The sequence below is a fragment of the Streptomyces sp. NBC_00483 genome (assembly GCF_036013745.1).
Taxonomy (GTDB): Bacteria; Actinomycetota; Actinomycetes; order Streptomycetales; family Streptomycetaceae; genus Streptomyces.
On sequence record NZ_CP107880.1, the window covers coordinates 361119 to 375668 of the forward strand.

At 71.0% G+C, this 14550-nt stretch carries 13 protein-coding genes; 3 read left to right on the plus strand and 10 right to left on the minus strand.

What is annotated here, in order from left to right; translation table 11 throughout:
* Window positions 1-25: 25 nt before the first annotated feature.
* A complete protein-coding gene (locus tag OHA73_RS01775; RefSeq protein WP_266718059.1) occupies window positions 26-931 on the plus strand; it encodes an alpha/beta fold hydrolase in 906 nt (301 codons plus the stop codon).
* 93 nt (window positions 932-1024) lie between these two features.
* Here OHA73_RS01775 and OHA73_RS01780 read toward each other — a convergent pair whose 3' ends face one another.
* The 4 genes from OHA73_RS01780 to OHA73_RS01795 form a co-directional block, all read right to left on the minus strand.
* The gene (locus tag OHA73_RS01780; RefSeq protein WP_327653916.1) at window positions 1025-2050 is read right to left on the minus strand and encodes an NAD(P)-dependent alcohol dehydrogenase; all 1026 of its coding nucleotides are present in this window, start codon (window positions 2048-2050) and stop codon (window positions 1025-1027) included.
* A complete protein-coding gene (locus OHA73_RS01785; RefSeq protein ID WP_327653917.1) occupies window positions 2047-2766 on the minus strand; it encodes an iron-sulfur cluster assembly protein in 720 nt (239 codons plus the stop codon). Before OHA73_RS01785 ends, OHA73_RS01780 begins: the two co-directional genes overlap by 4 nt.
* Window position 2767: 1 nt before the next feature.
* On the minus strand, window positions 2768-3769 hold the full coding sequence (locus tag OHA73_RS01790; protein WP_327653918.1) for an amidohydrolase family protein: 1002 nt from the start codon (window positions 3767-3769) through the stop codon (window positions 2768-2770).
* 78 nt (window positions 3770-3847) lie between these two features.
* Window positions 3848-4651 (minus strand): acetoin reductase, encoded by an 804-nt coding sequence (locus tag OHA73_RS01795; RefSeq protein ID WP_327653919.1) that lies wholly within the window; start codon window positions 4649-4651, stop codon window positions 3848-3850.
* A 219-nt stretch (window positions 4652-4870) separates the two neighbouring features.
* Here OHA73_RS01795 and OHA73_RS01800 point away from each other — a divergent pair, with 219 nt between their 5' ends.
* The gene (locus OHA73_RS01800) at window positions 4871-6673 is read left to right on the plus strand and encodes a sigma-54-dependent Fis family transcriptional regulator (protein WP_327653920.1); all 1803 of its coding nucleotides are present in this window, start codon (window positions 4871-4873) and stop codon (window positions 6671-6673) included.
* 19 nt (window positions 6674-6692) lie between these two features.
* Here the strand turns inward: OHA73_RS01800 and OHA73_RS01805 are convergent, their stop codons facing one another.
* Complete coding sequence (locus OHA73_RS01805) at window positions 6693-8141, minus strand: DEAD/DEAH box helicase (RefSeq protein WP_443063017.1); 1449 nt, start codon at window positions 8139-8141, stop codon at window positions 6693-6695.
* Between the two features lie 349 nt (window positions 8142-8490).
* On the opposite strand from OHA73_RS01805, the gene OHA73_RS01810 reads away from it, so the two are divergent.
* On the plus strand, window positions 8491-9120 hold the full coding sequence (locus tag OHA73_RS01810) for a phosphatase PAP2 family protein (protein WP_327658381.1): 630 nt from the start codon (window positions 8491-8493) through the stop codon (window positions 9118-9120).
* A 49-nt stretch (window positions 9121-9169) separates the two neighbouring features.
* Here OHA73_RS01810 and OHA73_RS01815 read toward each other — a convergent pair whose 3' ends face one another.
* The 5 genes from OHA73_RS01815 to OHA73_RS01835 are packed head-to-tail and all read right to left on the minus strand — an operon-like array spanning window position 9170 to window position 14549.
* A complete protein-coding gene (locus OHA73_RS01815; protein WP_267072445.1) occupies window positions 9170-10513 on the minus strand; it encodes a glutamate-1-semialdehyde 2,1-aminomutase in 1344 nt (447 codons plus the stop codon).
* A 7-nt stretch (window positions 10514-10520) separates the two neighbouring features.
* Window positions 10521-11072, minus strand: a complete 552-nt coding sequence (locus OHA73_RS01820) for a dTDP-4-dehydrorhamnose 3,5-epimerase family protein (protein ID WP_327653921.1) — start codon at window positions 11070-11072, stop codon at window positions 10521-10523.
* Entirely contained in the window at window positions 11069-12295 is a 1227-nt protein-coding gene (locus OHA73_RS01825; RefSeq protein ID WP_327653922.1) for a polysaccharide pyruvyl transferase family protein, read from the minus strand. The genes OHA73_RS01820 and OHA73_RS01825 overlap by 4 nt, the downstream gene beginning before the upstream one ends.
* Entirely contained in the window at window positions 12295-13242 is a 948-nt protein-coding gene (locus OHA73_RS01830; RefSeq protein ID WP_266718040.1) for a glycosyltransferase family 2 protein, read from the minus strand. The genes OHA73_RS01825 and OHA73_RS01830 overlap by 1 nt, the downstream gene beginning before the upstream one ends.
* Window positions 13239-14549 (minus strand): hypothetical protein, encoded by a 1311-nt coding sequence (locus OHA73_RS01835; protein ID WP_327653923.1) that lies wholly within the window; start codon window positions 14547-14549, stop codon window positions 13239-13241. Before OHA73_RS01835 ends, OHA73_RS01830 begins: the two co-directional genes overlap by 4 nt.
* Window position 14550 lies beyond the last annotated feature (1 nt).

Here is a 14550-nt window from a genome sequence, read left to right on the forward strand (position 1 = left end):
CCCTACTACGAGGAGTCACCTGCTCATGCCTGAGGAATTCGTACGTCGGATGCACTTCAAAGGGTTCGACTATGACTGCCGCATCGTCGAGAACCCCGCTCCTCGGACAGAGCCCATCGTGCTGCTGGGCGGTTCCTTCCAGGACATGTACGCCTTCCGGCGGTTGGAGAAGCCCTGGACGGAGGTCGCGACGGTCATCACCGTCGACCTCCCGGGGTCGGGCAAGGCCGACGACCTGCCGGCGGAGTACGGCTTCGACTTCCTCGCCGAGGTGCTGGGCGATCTGCTCGGGCAGCTGGAGTTGGACGCCGTGAATCTGTTCGCCGCTTCGTACGGCGTTCCCATCGCGTACCGGCTGGTCCAACGGCGGCCCGAGCGCGTCAAGCGCCTGATGCTCGCCGGGGCTTCCATGGAGTACCCGGCGGAGTGCCGGACCGCGCTTCGCGCCATGGTCGACAGCCTCGCCTCCGGAGACATTTCGAGTGCCTATGGCCGGGTGACGGTCGAGGCGCTCATGGCGCACCCGGACCGTCCCGTCCGCAAGCGTGCCGTGACGGCCCGGCTGCTGGCCTGCACGATGAGCGCCATCACCGAGGCCGATGTGCCCCGGCACGTCGCCATCCTGGAGCGCGTCCTGGCCACTCCCGGCCTTCCGCCCGGTGGGATCCCCGACGTACCGGCCCTGTGCTTCACCGGTGAGTACGACGAGTTCTCCACCCCGGACCGCGTACGCGAAGTAGCCGCAACGATTCAGCAGGGGCAGTTCGCCCTGATCCGCGAGTCCGACCATCTGCCCAATCTCGAACGGGGCAAGGAGTTCTCGCGGCTCATCGCGGACTACTTCACCGACCAGCCGATCGACACGCTCGACTTTCTGACGTCGATCGAGCGTCCGGCTCTGGAAAGGGTGCCTGTCGGCGCCGCGTCGTAGCGTGGGGCTTCGTACGGCGGCGCGGCGAGATGGGAAAGGCTTGCTGCGCCATCTCCCTTTGTTCTCAGTGCAGTTCGGGAACGTTTGAGACGCTCAAGGTGTGAGGATCGCCCGGCCTCGGATGCGGCCGGCTTCCAGGTCGTCCAGCGCGTCCTGGAAGCGGTCCAGGGGGTACTTGGCGGTGTGCAGGCGGACGCGGTCCTGTGCGGCCAGGACCATCAGTTCGCACAGGTCGTTGTACGAGCCGACCAGGTTGCCGACGAAGTTGATCTCGGCGGAGATGATGTCGATCGTCGGGACGTCGATGTTCTCGCCGTAGCCGACCACGTGGTAGTCGCCGGCCGGGCGCAGCATGCCGACGCCGTCCTTGGTGGAGCCGCCCTCGCCGACGAAGTCGATGACCGCCTCCACCCCTTGCCCGCCGGTCAGTTCGCGCACCCGGTCGACGTGGCCGCCGTCGGCGACGATGCCGTGGTCGGCCCCGATGGACGTGGCCAGGGCCACCGCGTCGGGATTGCGGTCGACGACGAGGAGCTCGGCGGCGGTGAGGGCCTTGAGCACCTGTACGCCGATGTGCCCGAGCCCGCCCGCGCCGATCACCACGCAGCGGTCCCCCGGCCGCAGCCTGCGGGCCGCCTTGGCCGCCGCGTGGTACGCCGTGAGCCCCGCGTCGGCGAGCGCCGCGACGTCGGCCGGTTCGAGGGAGTCGTCGATCCGCACCACGCTGCGCGCGGAGGTCTTCAGGTACTCGGCGTAGCCACCGGCCGTATCGATGCCGGGGAATTGGTTGTTCTCGCAGTGCACGTCGTCGCCGGCCCGGCAGGCGCGGCAAAGACCGCAGGTGATCAGCGGGTGCACGATGACCTTGTCGCCCTCGGCGACGTTGGTGACGGCGCTGCCGACGGCGTGCACCCAGCCGGCGTTCTCATGGCCGATCGTGTAGGGCAGTGTCACGCCGGACTTCTGCGCCCACTGCCCCTCCAGAATGTGGATGTCGGTGCGGCACACGCCGGCGCCGCCGATCCTGACGATCACGTCGAACGGGCCGGTTGCCTCGGGGGCCGGGACCTCGGCCATCTCGAGGTTCTTGCCGTAGCCCACGACCTGGACTGCCTTCACGAGACGTTCTCCTTCGATTGGTCGTCCGTGGCTTGCGGATAGCGGGTGCGCAGCAGCCCCCGGCAGAAGTGCGCGTTGCCGTCGATCGACACCCGGACCGCGCGGGCAAAGCGCAGCCGGAGCGGGATCTCGCCCGGCGGGACGCGTCGCCCCTCCTCGTCCACCAGTACCGGGTCGGACGGTGCCACGCCAAGGCCGAGCGCCTCCCGACGCCGCAGCAGCGCACCGGATGTCGGCGCCTCGGGGAGGTCCCCGAGGACCACGTCGTGCAGGTCCTCCTCGGTGAGGTCGGGGTTCTCGCGGAGCAGGCGCGTCAACGCCCGCTCCATCGCGGCGACATGGGCCTTGCGGCGGAATGTCAGCCGGAGCGCTTCGAGATCCTTCTCCGCCTCGGCGCCGAACGTGCCGCGGTAGCCCGCGTCCTCGGCGAGCCCGCCGTTGATCAGATCCGAGTCGTGGTGGTCGTCGAGCAGCACGACGACGTCCCGCGTCCAGGGCAGTGCCGTCAGCGCGTCCTTGGAGTCCGAGGCCATCAGGTACGCGAAGTTGGGCGAGCAGAACGAGGTGGGGAGCCTGAGGCGGACGGTGAGCGCCCCGTCGGGGGTCAGTGTCACGGAGCGTACGAAGCCCAGGTCGGTGATCGGCTCGTCCAGCTCCGGGTCGAGGACCGTGTCCAGCGCGGCGCGGGCGGAGCGTTCCCGTGCGTCGACGGTCATGTCAGGCCACCGCCGGTTCGGTGACGCCCAGTCCGGCCGGGACCTCGATGTCGTACATGGCCGCCGCGTTCAGCCCGAGGATCTTCTTCTTCTGCGCCAACGTGATCGGCGCGTATTCGGGCGTCATGTCCTCGGGGATCTGGAAGTCGACGAACCGCTCGATGAGCCAACGGGGCGTCCAGAGCGCGTAGTCGCTGGAGAACTGGATGCGGTCCTCGTCCAGCCAGTAGAGCAGTTCGCCGATGATCTGCGCGAAGTACCGGGGCCTGGTGTGGATGAAGGGGATCGCTACGGCGAGGCCGGCGTGCACGTTGGGTTCCTGCGTGGCGATCCAGCAGAAGTCCTCGAGGCGGGGCAGTCCGCAGTGCTCGACGACGAAGTTCATCTCGGGGAACTGCGTGGCCACCTTGTCGACGTCCGCCACGTCGAAGGCGTCCCGGTCGAGCGGACGGATCGTCGGCCCCTTGTGGACGTGCACGTTGTTGATGCCGAGTTCCTGGCACACCTCGAGATAGCGGTACGTCCACGGATCGTCGAGCTTGTATCCGCGGCTGTCCCCCTTCCACTCGGCGGTGTACAGCTTCACGCCCTTGAGCTGGAACCGCTCGGCGTCGCGCCGCAGTTGGTCGAGCCCCTTCTGCTCGTACCGGGGGTCCCAGGAGTGGTTGTACGTCAGCTTGTCGGGGTGCTTCTGGGTGAGCGCGAAGGCTTCCTCCGTCTGCCCGAAGCCGCCTCGGTAGAACGCTCCCAGGCGCGCGGGCTGGAAGATGGCGTGGTCGACGTACCCGTCGACGAAGAGGTCCTTCATCAGGCGCTCGCCGCCGTAGTAGAGGTACTCCTCGTACGTCCAGAGTTCCGATTCCGGGCTCAGGTTGCGGTGGTAGTCGTAGAAGCAGTCGATGAACTGCTTGCCGTGGATGTTGAGTTGGTTCTCGGGGCGCGCGTCCCAGAGCGCGATGTGCGCGTCGACGATGAAGTAGTTCTCGCCGTCCTTGGAATACATCTGTCCTCCTCGGGTCCTCGGGTCGGGTTCCTCGGGTCGGGCCCTCGGTTCCTTGGTTCCTTGGTTCCTTGGTGCGCGTCAGGAGAACTGGATGCCGCCGTCGATCATGACGGACTGTCCTGTCATGTAGTCCGAGTCCCGCGAGGCCAGGTACGAGACGAAGGACGCGACGTCCGAGGGCTCCTCGACGCGGCCGAGCGCGATCGCCTCCGCGTACTTCTTGATGGCCCGGCCCTTCTGCAGGCCCTCCTCCTGCGCGAGACGCTCGTCGATCAGGTCCCACATGTCGGTGCCGACGATGCCCGGGCAGTACGCGTTGACGGTGATGCCGTGCTGCGCCCACTCCATGGCGGCGGCCTGGGTCAGTCCGCGTACGCCCCACTTCGACGCCGAGTAGGTGCCGAGCAGCGCGAACGGGCGGTACGCGACGATCGAGGCGGCGCCGATGATCTTTCCGCCGCCGCCCTGGGCGATCATCTGCCGTGCGGCGGCCTGGTAGGAGAGGAAGACGCCGCGCAGGTTCACGGCCATGATCTGCTCGAACTCGTCGAGCCCGGTGTCGAGGAGCGGAGTGACCCTGGCGATACCGGCGTTGGCGACGTAGACGTCGACCCTGCCGAAGCGGGCGGCGACCTCCTCGACGAGCGCGTCGGTCTGTTCCTTGCTGGACACGTCGGCGTGCACGGCGAGGGAACGGCGGCCGGTCTTCTCGATGCCGGCGGCCACCTCGTTCAGTTCCTCGCTCATGCCGGGGAGGTCGGCGACGGCGACATCGAGTCCGTCCGCGGCCAGCCGCTCCGCGATGCTGCGGCCGATGCCGCGGGCGGCGCCGGTGACGATCGCGGTACGGGGTGCGTTGTCGGCGGAGGTCGCGGAAGTCATAGGAGGCTCCTGTGCTCGACGGCGGGCGACCGCACCGGTTGTGCGGCGCCGACCATCAGCGTGGGGGCCGGGGGCTCCGTCGAGTTTTTCAATGTGGAACACAACGGGCCCGGCTCCTGTAGCAGTGCACGGAAAACGCACAGGGAGTCTTGGCGAACAGCCGGTTGTCGGGTACAAACACGTTCGTAATATGGCGGAAACACGCCCATCGGAGACGCCATGCTCAGTGACAGCACGGAGCGGGACCGGACCATCGCGCGAGCGCGCCTGCAATTCCTCACGCATGCGGAACCGCCTGCGCAGATCGTGCCCGAGGGCATCCGCAACTCCTGGCAGCGTTCCAAGTACCTGGGGGTCGGCACGGACGAGGTGGTCGTCCCCTACCAGCCCGATTACGACCGGGAGAGCCGCCTTGTCCGCGCCGCCGCGCCCGTCCTCGACCGGTTGGAACGGACGTTGGCGGGTTCGGACGCCTCGGTGATCGTGACGGACCGCAAGGGCTGGGTGCGCGACCGCCGCGTCGGAGAGAAGCGGCTCTCGACGCATCTGGACCGGGTCCATCTGGCCCCCGGCTTCAACTACGCCGAACAGTTCGTCGGCACGAACGGCATCGGGGTCGCCCTGGAGGAGCGCCGGCCCAACGTGGTCCTCGGCACCGAGCACTTCAACGAACGCCTGCAGAGCGTCTCTTGCGCGGCTGCCCCGATCCGCAACTCGGTCACCGGGCGAGTAGAGGGGGCCATGAACCTGACGTGCTGGAACGGCCCGGCGCGCACGCTCATGGCGGCCCTGGTGCAGGAGGCCGCGGGCGACATCGCGCGCGTGATGTACGAGTTCAGCAGCTCGCACCAGCGTGCGCTCCTGGAGGCGTTCCAGCAGGTGAGCCACTACGGTGACCGACCGGTGCTCTGTCTCGGCCACGATCTCGTACTCGCCAACTCCGCCGCCTCCGCGCGGCTCACGGGCGACGACCACCGCCTGCTGCACGAGGCCGCCGCCGAACTGGGACACGCGCCGCGCACCCGCCAGGAGGTGCAACTGACCGGCGGGGAGACCGTGTTGATGCGCTGCCGCCAGGTCGACAGCTCGGCGGGCGCGGCCGGGTACCTGCTGGAGCTGGCCTTCGCTGACGTCCCGTCCGGCGGCCGACCCCGTTCCGGCTCCCGTACGCGGACGGAGCAGGACGCGACCCGGCCGTGGCCACTACCGGGCCTGGCCGGGACGGACCCGGCATGGAACACGGTCTCCCGTACGACGTCCCGCTGCGCCCGCGAACGGACGCCGCTCCTCCTCCACGGCGAGGCAGGAACGGGCAAGTCCGCGCTGGTCGGCGCCGCGCACGCGTTGACCGGCGCGACGTCGGCCCCCGTCGTCGTGGATGCCACGGCCACCGGGGCGACCGACACCGGAACCGACCTGCCGACCGCGCTGCGACAGGCACCCACGGGCCCGGGCCGCGCCCTGGTCCTCCGGAACGTCGACGCCGTGTCCCCCGAACAGGGACCCGCCGTCGCCCAGGCCCTGGAGGCCGCGGCGGCCCAGGGCACGTGGATCGTGGGCACGCTCCACCGGGCACAAGGCGTACCCGAGCCCCTGAGGCGCTGCTTCGTCGAAGCGGCGGCCGTTCCCGCCCTGCGACACCGCCTCGCAGACCTCCCCGCCCTGGTCGACCGTCTGCTGCTGCGCATCGGCGCGGACGTCGAGTGCGCACCGGAGGTGCTGCCGCTGCTGCGTCGGCACGACTGGCCCGGCAACATCCGGCAACTGGACGCCGCCCTGCGCGAGGCCGCGGCGGGCCGCCGCACCTACCGGATCGAACTCCGCGACCTGCCGCCGTCCCTGCACAGCGCGGGCGGCCGCTCGCTCAGCGCCTGGGAGGCGTCCGAACGCGACACCCTGGTCCAGGCCCTGCTGGCGGCGGACGGCAACAAACTGCTGGCGGCGCAGCGGCTCGGCATCTCGCGCACAACGATCTACCGGAAGATGCGGGCCTACGGGATCACGCTTCCGGCAGGCGGCTGAAGCGGGCCCTGGTTGCGGGTCAGCCCCCGCGCCGAACCCGCGCCGCCTTCCGAGCCTCGGCGAGCTTGCGGGCCTCGTTGGTCTTGCGGGAGCCGCGGGTGCCGGAGCCGGTGGTGGAGCCTGCCCCGGAGCCGGTACCAGAGCCGGAGGTGCTCTTCGGGTTCTTGGTGCTGCCGAGGCCGCGGAACGGGGTGTTCTGGTTCTTGGGGCGCTGGGCGGGGCCGCCGTCGAGGGGCTTGCCGGAGGGGGCCTTGGCGCCGGTGATGCGGCTCAGCTCCGCCTCGCCGGACCGTACCTTGGTGACCTTCGCGGTGACGTCGGCGTCCGCCATGACCTGGCTCGTCTCGCGGCGCTGGCCCGACAGGACCAGGGACACGACGGTGCCGGAGCGGCCGGCGCGGGCCGTGCGTCCCGCGCGGTGGAGGTAGTCCTTGGGGTCGGTCGCCGGGTCCACGTTGACGATGAGGTCGAGGTCGTCGATGTGCAGGCCGCGCGCGGCGACGTTCGTCGCCACCAGGGCGGTGACCTCGCCGTTCTTGAACTGGGCCAGGGTCCGGGTGCGCTGCGGCTGCGCCTTGCCGCTGTGCAGCGCGGCCGCGGCCACTCCGCTGCCCCGCAGGTGCTTGGTGAGCTGGTCGACGCCGTGCTTGGTGTCGAGGAAGAGCAGGACGCGGCCGTCCCGTGCGGCGATCTCCGTGGCGACGGACCACCGGTCCGGGCCGTGCACGACGAGGACGTGGTGCTCGATCGTGGAGACGGAGCTCGACGAGGGGTCCACGGAGTGCTCGGCCGGGTCGCGCAGGTAGCGCTGCACCAGCTGGTCGACGTCGGCGTCGAGGGTGGCGGAGAACAGCATCCGCTGCCCGTCGGTCCGCACCTGGTCCAGGATCTCGGTGACCTGCGGCAGGAATCCCATGTCGCACATCTGGTCGGCCTCGTCCACAACCGTGATGCCCACCCGGCCGAGGCGGCAGCCCTTGCGCTCGATCAGGTCGTGCAGCCGGCCGGGCGTCGCGACGACGACCTCGGCGCCGTCCCGCAGCGCGGCGGACTGCCGACCGATGGACACGCCGCCCACCACGGTCGCCATCCGCAGCCGCAGCGCCTCGGCGTACGGGGTGAGCGCCTCGGTGACCTGCTGCGCCAGCTCCCGGGTGGGGACCAGCACGAGGGCGATGGGTTCCTTGGGCTGTGCGCGCCGCCCGGCGATGCGGGCGAGCAGCCCCAGGCCGAAGGCGAGCGTCTTGCCGGATCCGGTGCGACCACGGCCGAGGACGTCCCGTCCCGCAAGCGCGTTCGGCAGCGCCGCCGCCTGGATGGGGAAGGGCTTCGTCACACCCTGCTCGTCGAGCGTGCGCAGCACCGCGGCCGGAAGACCGAGCTCCGCGAAGGACGTCACGGGAACGGGAGCGGTGCCCGGCGCCTCGTCCTGCCGCCGGTCGTCGTCGGCACGTGCTGATTCGCTCACAGAGAGCCTTCCTGGCGAAGATGGGGCCGTACCGAGGAAGGCGCGGCGGGGACGCGGCGGCCGGCCGACGGCACCCGACGGGACACCGGCACAGCTGCGCTGCAAACGCTCAACGCTAGCACGGGCCACCGGGCGACCTTCACCCGTCGCCCTGGCACCCCTCCGCTGCCCCGTTTCAACTCCGGTACCCACTTGGCGAGTTGAAGCGGTGCCACGTACACGCGCCGGATAGGGTCACCGAAGGTGGGTGGGACACGACGGGGGGCTCGCGTTGGATCGCCTGACAGAAGCAGGTCCGGGCCGTGGTGGCCGCGACGGGACCGTCGCCGAGCCGGCCCGGGTACTGCCCATGGCGCTGCGCGTCTGGCTCTGGCCGATCGCGTCCCTCGCCGCGCTGGTGGTCGTCGCGCTCGGAGTCCTGTACGCCGGGGACAGCGCGCCCGGCAGGGTGGACAGCTGGATCGTCGCCCCGACGGCGGACAGCGTGGGGCAGCCGTGGCGGGGCATCGCGCTGGTCATCGACTTCCTGGGTGGATTCGTGGGATCGGCGGTGCTGGTCGCGGCCGCGGTGACGGGTTGCCTGCTACTGCGGCGTCCTCGCGCGGCGGTGCTGGTCGTCGCGGGCGTCGCGCTGACCGTGGGGACGGGGACGCTGATCAAGCCCCTTGTGGGGCGCACCATCCACGGCCCGGAGAACCTGTCCTATCCGAGCGGGCACACCGCGTTCCTCACCGCGCTCGCCCTTGTGCTCGCCCTGCTCGCGGTCGGCCGACTCGGTCTCGGCGGAGCGGCGGGCACGGGGCTGGTGCTGGCGGCGGCGCTGGTCGCGGGCGCCGTCATGGGCTGGGCGCAGGTCGCCCTGAGCGCGCACTACGCGACGGATGTCCTCGGCGGCTGGTGCACCGCGCTCGCGGTGGTACCGGTGACCGCGTGGCTGGTCGACCGGGCGGCGGACGCGACCCGGCGCGACCGCCGCTGAGACATCACGTCACACCACGCCAGATCACGTCACATCACGCCACACCACTTCACGCCAGGGGCCGGAACACCGGCTTCACCGGCCGCCCGCCCAGCCACGGTGTGGGGTCACCCGCATCAAGTGCCTTGCGGTACACCGCACATGCCTGCGCCACCACGTCGACCGTGCGGTCGATGTCGGCGTCGTCGAGTGCGCTGCTCACCACGAACGACGGCGCCAGCACCCCGCCCGCGAGGAGTTGGCGCAGGAACAGGGTGCGGTACTCCTGCGAGGGCTGCCCGTACTCGTCGAGGGTGGCGAAGACGAGGTTGCTGGCCCGGCCCCGGACGACGACGTGCTCACCGACGCCCGCGCCCGACGCGGCCCCGCGCACACCGGCGGCCAGCCGCTCGCCGAGGGCGTGCAGCCGCGCGGTGATGCCCTCCTCGACGTAGGTGCTCTGCACGGCCATCGCGGCGGCCAGGGAGTGCGTTTCCGCGCCGTGCGTGGTGGACAGCAGGAACACCCGCTCGTGCGGATGACGCAGCCCGCCCCGCTCCATGAGCGCCCGGCGCCCGCCGAGCGCCGACACGGCGAACCCGTTGCCCAGCGCCTTGCCGAACGTGGAGAGGTCGGGGACCACCCCGTACAGGCCCTGGGCGCCCGCCTCGGACCAGCGGAAGCCGCTGATCATCTCGTCGAAGACGAGTACGCAGCCGTGCCGGTCGGCCAGTTCGCGCAGGCCCGCGAGGTAGCCGGGCGGGGGCTCGATGTGGCCGGCGGGTTCGAGGATCAGGCAGGCGATCTCGTCCTGGTACCGCGTCAGCAGCTCCTCCGTGGCGGCCAGGTCCCCGTAGGGGAACGACACGGTGAGCTCGGTGGTCGCCGCCGGAATGCCGGCGGGCATCGGTGTGGTGCCGATGAACCAGTCGTCGACAGAGAAGAACGGCTGGTCACCACAGATCGCCACCCGCGGGCGCCCGGTGACGGCGCGGGCGAGCCGCACCGCCGCCGTGGTGACATCTGAGCCGTTCTTCGCGAACTTCACCATCTCGGCGGTCGGCACGGTGGCGAGGAAGCGCTCCGCGGCCTCGGCCTCCACCATGGACGGCCGGACGAAGTTGCCGCCGCGGTCGATCTCCCGCCGCGCCGCCTCGTTCACGCGGGGGTGGGCGTGGCCGAGGCTGACCGACCGCAGCCCGGAGCCGTACTCGATGTAGCGGTTGCCGTCGATGTCCCACACATGGGCGCCCCGGCCGTGGCTGATGACCGGGGCCAGGTGTTCGGGGTACTGGTCGTCGCCCTTGGCGTAGGTGTGCGCACCGCCGGGGATGAGGGCGTGCAGCCGCTCGTTGGCCACCCGCGAGCGGGGCAGCTGGAACTCCTTGGTGTCTGCCGTCTCTTCGGTGGTCACGTCGGTCTCACCTCCCTTTGTGCTCGAGGATTTCGGCGAGGCGTGGCGCCTCCCGGTCCCGCTGGGACATCGATGTGACCGGCAGCGGCCAGGGGATGGCGAACTCCGGGTCGTCGAAGGCGATCGTCACGTCCTCCGAGGGATCGTGCGGACGGTCGATCCGGTACGAGGTGTCGGCGGTCTCGGTCAGCGCCTGGAAGCCGTGTGCACACCCCGACGGGATGTACAGGGTCACCTGCGTGTCGCCGGACAGCTCGAAGAAGGCCCGATTTCGGTACGTCGGCGAATCGGGCCGCAGGTCCACGACGACGTCGAAGATCTTCCCGTACGAGCAGCGCACCAGCTTGGCCTCGCCGGCGCCGGAGCGCAGGTGCAGCCCGCGCAGCACGCCCCGGACCGAGCGGGACACGCTGTCCTGGACGAAGGCGCCCGGGTCGAGGCCCACCGAGCGGAGCACGTCGACGTCGAAGGTGCGGCAGAAGAAGCCGCGCTCGTCGGCGTACGGCGTCGGCTCGAACAGGCACGCGCCGGCAATCTCCGGGACTGCGCTCACCTTCATGACGTCTCCCGTGTGGTGTGGGTACGGCCCGTCGGCCGGAACAGGGCCGCGGTCAAGGCGGCGAACTGGCCCTCGACGCGGCGGGCGGCGTCCTGGTTCCGCTCGGCGAGCGTCTTCCGCACCTCCGTCGATCGCCGCTCCAGCTCCCGGAACTGCTCGAGCAGCCGGTCGGCGTCGATGCCGCGAGCCGGGTGGCAGTACGCGCCGACTCCCATCAGCTCCATGAGATCGTCGCTCTTCGTCGAATAGCTGACGGCGAGCGTCGGTGTGCCGACCTTCAGCGCGCTGACCAGGTTGTGGTAGCGGGCGGCCACCACCGTGTCGGCAGCCGCCACCTCTTTCATCAGCTCGCCCAGCGAGGCCGCCTCGGCGACGGTGACCAGCGGCGAGTCCACGGCGTCGAGGATCGCGAAGGCCACCGGCCGGTCGAGTTCGTCCCCGGTGAGCAGCCGGACCGGCCTGCCGTCCTCGACCAGGGCGCGGACGAACCGGGTCGTCCCGTCGAGGTAGCGGCGGTGGATCTCCTCGGCCCGGTCGCGCTCGTCGTTGCTGCCGTGGAAGGCCATGACGCCGACGCAGACCGTGCCCGGGGAGTCCGAAGGCGTGCTCGGCGGCGTCGGCAGCGCGAAGGTGAGGTCCGGGTAGACCCCGTCGCGCTTGGTGTCCACGCCCATCGCCTGCATGGCGTCGCGGGACACGGTGCCCCGGAACGACCGGTATCCGGCCAGCCGGGCCGACCAGCGCACCAGGGTCCGGGTCGCCCGGTGGCCGATCTCGGAGGAGCCGACGCTGACCAGCGCGACCCGGGTACGGAACAGCCGGCCGCCGGCGCAGAGCAGGAACAGCGAGTACGGGAGGCCCCACGGCCGCAGGGGCAGCGTGGTCTCCAGGACGCCCGTGCCCGGGACGATCACCACGTCGTGCCGGCGCACCCAGGCAGCGGTGCGGACGACGTCGACGAGTTTGCCGAGGCCCTTCCCCGCGATCGCGCCCGCGCTGGACGCGGTCCGGTACTCGCCGCGGTACCAGTTCAGCCGCGTCGCCGGGATCCCGTACCGGCTCGCGACGACATCGGGGACACCGCACATCGCGTCCACGGTCGCGTCCGGATGCTCGGTGCGCAGAAACCCGAGGATGGCTTCGAGCGACGCGTCGTTGCCGTGGTTGCCGGAGCCGAAGAGGCCGAACAGCCCTACGCGCACCGGGGTTTTGGCTACGGACATCAGGACTGCCTCTCTTCACGACCGGCGACGACTGCGTCCACGGAGACCTCGGACTGGTCCGGGTCGACCGGAGTGCGGTCCTCGACGCGCTCACCGGTGCCCGGCCGGGTCCGGTTGGACATCCACGCGGCCAAGTGGCCGTAGCACGCGCGCCGGTCGGCCGCGGACAGCGGCGCCCGCCGGATCGCCGATACGAAGCCCAGGACGTACTCGGCGAGCAGCCGTGGTGTCGGGTGCAGTGGGCCTGCCCTGCGCGGGTCCAGGTTGACGCACCGGGAGCGCTTGGAAGGGTTCGCCCGTTCGGCACGGGTGGGGTGGTCGCGGCGGAAGTACAGCAGCTCCGGCACCTGGTGGAAGGGCCCGTTCAGGGCGATCTCGGCGACGAAGGTGCGGTCCGCGTGGTGGTAGCTGTCGAGCGGCTTCACCCGGCGCAGCGCGTCGGCCCGCAGCACCCCGTAGAAGTCGTCGCCGCCGGGCTCGAACAGCAGGCTGCGGAAGCGCTCCGGTGGGCGCGGTGAGTCGGTGGCGAGCGTGTACTCGTAGGGGACCTTGATCTTGCCGTCGCCGTCGATGACCGCCTGGTCGGCGTGCGCGAGAATCATTTCGGGATGCTCGTCCAGCGCCTCCACACAGCGCCGCAGCAGGTCACGGGCGTAGAGGTCGTCGTGCGAGGCCCACTTGAACAGCTCGCCGCGGGACTCGGTGAACACATAGTTGTGGTTCGGCGTGGCACCGACGTTCCGCGGCAGCCGGATGTAGCGGATCCGGGAGTCCTGAGCGGCGTACTTGCGGCAGATGTCCTGCGTCGCGTCCGTCGAGGCGTTGTCGGAGATGACCAGCTCGAAGTCCTCGTAGGTCTGGCCGAGCAGCGCGTCCAGCGACTCGGCGAGGTACTCCTCGCCGTTGTACACGGGCAGGCCGATGCTCAATCGGGGATGGGCGGTCATGTGGTCCTCACTTCACTGATGGTGTTCTGGTGGCGCTCGCGCAGGGCTGACCGCAGTTGCAGCCACCACACGGCCGAGGCGACGAGGTTCGCGGCGGCGACGCCCCAGGCCGAGCCGGTCGTGCCGGCCAGGGCCGCTCCGCCGAGACCGCCACCGACATAGCAGGCGGAGGCGAAGATCTGGCAGCGCAGGCTGCGCCGGGCCGCGGCGAGCGCGCGCAGCCCGGCTGCCGCGCCGACGCCGAGGCCCGCGCCCGCGACGCCGAGCGAGATCGGCATGATGAGCTCGGAGGACCCATACCAGACGGCCCCGAGCACGTGTTCGCCGAGATGGTCGGGCACCAGCAGCAGCGCCCCGCCCCACAGCAGCGCGGCGGCGGCCAGCCCGCCGCCGAGCAGGAAACAGAACCTGGCCAGCCGGTCCGGCGCCTGCCGCAGCACCCGTGCCGCCTCGGGGACGGTGACCAGCGAAAGGCCCATCAGCACGGCGAGGAACGGGCCCATCAGAAGCTCCGCGCCCCTGACCACGCCCACCGCGCTGACCGCGACGATCAGGCCGAGTCCGTACGCCCGCAGCAGGCTCGCGCCGCTGACGCCTACGTTCTCGAGCAGGTACCGGTAACCGAGGTCGCGCTGCTCGCGAAGCCACGCGCGCGCCCGGGCGGGCCGGGGCAGGATGCCGGCCTGGACGCAGCCGTACGCCCCGGCGACCACGGCCGCCCCGCCCCAGGCGAGTACGAAGCCGGCCACGCTGCCCGCGCGCGCCGCCAGCACCAGGGCCGGGATGAGCGCGACGCCCCACACCACGTCGTTGACGAACGCCTTCCGCCCGGTGCCCGCGGCGAAGAACGAGAACCGCCACGCGTCCTGCAGCAGCAGCCCGGGCAGCACCACGCCGAGTGCCACGAACGCGGCCCCCACGCTGCCGCCGAGAGCAAGGCCGACCACTACGGACCCCACGCCGATGGCACCGCCGACGCCGAGCGCGGTACCCGTCGAGCGTGCGGTCGCCGCGCGCCAGGACGCCTCCGGCACTCCGCTGAAGCGCACGACGAGCGGGTCGGTGGCGAGCCCGCGGGAGACGTTGAGCACCACGCCGTAGGTCACCCAGACCAGGCTGAACGCGCCGAACGCGGACAGCCCGAGCGAGCGGGCCACGTACATCCCCACCAGGAAGTTCGACATGCTGGAGGCGGCCTGGTCGGCGAGTCCCCAGGACAGCCGTCCGACGATGGCCCGCCTGGCGCTCGGCCGGTCCTGCCCGGCTCGGGCCGCCGTTGCCGCCATCTTCTCCCCCTTGGTGGTCATC

Coding starts and splice junctions, on each gene's coding strand:
- OHA73_RS01775 (WP_266718059.1), top strand. CDS start 26: ATGCCTGAGGAATTCGTACGTCGGATGCACTTCAAAGGGTTCGACTAT.
- OHA73_RS01785 (WP_327653917.1), bottom strand. CDS start 2,766: ATGACCGTCGACGCACGGGAACGCTCCGCCCGCGCCGCGCTGGACACG.
- OHA73_RS01790 (WP_327653918.1), bottom strand. CDS start 3,769: ATGTATTCCAAGGACGGCGAGAACTACTTCATCGTCGACGCGCACATC.
- OHA73_RS01795 (WP_327653919.1), bottom strand. CDS start 4,651: ATGACTTCCGCGACCTCCGCCGACAACGCACCCCGTACCGCGATCGTC.
- OHA73_RS01800 (WP_327653920.1), top strand. CDS start 4,871: ATGCTCAGTGACAGCACGGAGCGGGACCGGACCATCGCGCGAGCGCGC.
- OHA73_RS01810 (WP_327658381.1), top strand. CDS start 8,491: ATGGCGCTGCGCGTCTGGCTCTGGCCGATCGCGTCCCTCGCCGCGCTG.
- OHA73_RS01820 (WP_327653921.1), bottom strand. CDS start 11,072: ATGAAGGTGAGCGCAGTCCCGGAGATTGCCGGCGCGTGCCTGTTCGAG.
- OHA73_RS01825 (WP_327653922.1), bottom strand. CDS start 12,295: ATGTCCGTAGCCAAAACCCCGGTGCGCGTAGGGCTGTTCGGCCTCTTC.
- OHA73_RS01830 (WP_266718040.1), bottom strand. CDS start 13,242: ATGACCGCCCATCCCCGATTGAGCATCGGCCTGCCCGTGTACAACGGC.
- OHA73_RS01835 (WP_327653923.1), bottom strand. CDS start 14,549: ATGACCACCAAGGGGGAGAAGATGGCGGCAACGGCGGCCCGAGCCGGG.